Annotated in this window: 1 protein-coding gene; it reads right to left on the bottom strand. The window is 56.8% G+C overall.

Going from position 1 to position 1,922, the window contains the following annotated elements; genetic code table 11:
- Positions 1-58: 58 nt before the first annotated feature.
- Positions 59-1,345, bottom strand: a complete 1,287-nt coding sequence (gene ltrA, locus K0F75_RS25340) for a group II intron reverse transcriptase/maturase (protein WP_219064697.1) — start codon at positions 1,343-1,345, stop codon at positions 59-61.
- Positions 1,346-1,922: the final 577 nt, after the last annotated feature.

The raw sequence follows: 1,922 nt of genomic DNA, 5'->3' as shown, positions 1-1,922 counted from the left end.
GGTCGCGGTAGGGACGGCAGTTACCTGCCGCCCCCCGCACAGATCCGTACGTGCGGAACTACCGCATACGGCTCCTGCCTTGGGTACGTGACGCGAAGCGATCCTCAGGGTAAGGATGTGCATTTCTGGGTCTAGGTATATAGAGGTCGGCGAGGCGTCCGTAGCGTGACCACTGAAGCCGGTTACGCTGGCTGCGTCGCTTGAGAGCTTGCCGCCATAGACGGCATACCGCCAAACGAAAACCGCCAAGACGAATTAGGTTTCCCGGCACCGCGTGGTAATTGAAATACCCACTGACCACTCGGTTTAGCCATTGCCCTTGAACCCGGATGGGCTCATGACGTCGACGTTTCAGCTCGTCCCGAATGACCAGCAGCGCTGCACGCATTCGCTTCTTGACCGTCAGACGCAGTATTTGAAAGCCACCGCTCCTGTTGGTAGTACAACAGTGTGTGAAGCCCAGGAAGTCAAACGTCTCCGGTTTACCCAAGCCTCGGTCTCTACGATTTCTCGCAGCAAAACGACCAAACTCAATCAGCCGTGTCTTCGAAGCATTGAGCGATAAACCGAACCTAGCCAGTCGTTCTCGTAATTGCTCCAAGAATTTCTGGGCCTGCGATTTCAACCTGAAACCCACCACACTATCGTCCGCATAACGCACAACAATCACATCCCCACGGGCGTGGCGCTGGCGCCACTGCCTTGCCCACAGATCCAGTACGTAGTGAAGATAGATATTCGCCAGTAACGGCGATATCACTGCGCCTTGGGGAGTCCCCTTGGCCGCAGCCACCCTACGGCCTTCCTCCATTATTCCCGCCTGAAGCCATTTGCAGATAAGTCCGAGCAGGCGCCGATCTGCAATCCGGTGTCCCAGAAACATCAGCATCCATTCATGGTCGATCTCATCAAAGAACGACGTGATATCCGCATCCAATATCCAGTTCACCTTCTGGCCCTTGAGCTCGACCGTTAATGCATCCAGCGCATCGTGCTGGCTACGTCCCGGCCGAAACCCATACGAGAATCCTAGAAAGTCTTCTTCATAGATCGCATTCAGAACAGTGACAACTGCTTGTTGTACGATCTTATCCTCCAGAGAGGCAATGCCCAGCGGACGCAGCCTACCGTCGGCTTTGGGGATATAGACCCGTCGCGACGGCGTTGCCCGATAGGCACCACTATGAAGCCGTGCGTGCAAATCACTTACCCGCTGGAGAAGACCTTCCTCGTACTCTCGCCACGACATGCCGTCCACGCCCACCGCTGCATCCCGGCGCAGGGCATAAAAGCTCTGCGCCAGTAATTGCGGTGTAACGTGGTGCAGCAATGCCGTGAACTGCATGCCCTTATTCCTTCGAGCTGCTTCACGTACACCTTCAAGTCCCATCGACGCGCAACTGATCCGGCTCTGTGTCCGGGGCGCGGGGGACATGTCGGTGTTTCCCTTGGCTACGTCCCTTTCCTCCACCATCTCCGCAGGGCTTGGCCCCTTGTTCGACGGCCTCTCAGGTACTACGGACGTATCCGACTTCTCAGCAACGTAGACAGCAGGGTTACGGCTTCTGGCCTTTCCTGCTCCGCCCGGTGCTTGCGCACCGGGCATTGCCGAGATCTCCCAGTTTCTGTGCGAAGGACTTCCCGACGTGCACAGGGTCTCCGACCGCGCGGGATCAGAGCATGACAGGCGTGTAACGCCATGCTCCGTATTGCCTTCTGCTTCGCATAACAGCATCGGCATCCCGGATTCCTGATTACGCGGCTCAATGGCTGGCCCATCGGTTTCCCCTGTCAACGCTTCACCCTGCACCTCACGGTGCAACATGCATGACTCGGGGTCTGGTTGATTCGCCATTTCTTACCAGTATCGAACTTTCATCGACTATCCTCCGCCAGCTTTAACTGGCGCACTATGCGTCCGG

This window comes from Pseudomonas sp. UMAB-08 (assembly GCF_900095225.1).
In the GTDB taxonomy this organism is placed as follows: Bacteria; Pseudomonadota; Gammaproteobacteria; order Pseudomonadales; family Pseudomonadaceae; genus Aquipseudomonas.
This window is presented reverse-complemented; position numbering and strand designations above follow the sequence as displayed.

What these genes read in the sequence shown, in the direction of transcription:
- ltrA (WP_219064697.1), bottom strand. Translation starts at nt 1,345, where the DNA reads ATGCAGTTCACGGCATTGCTGCACCACGTTACACCGCAATTACTGGCG.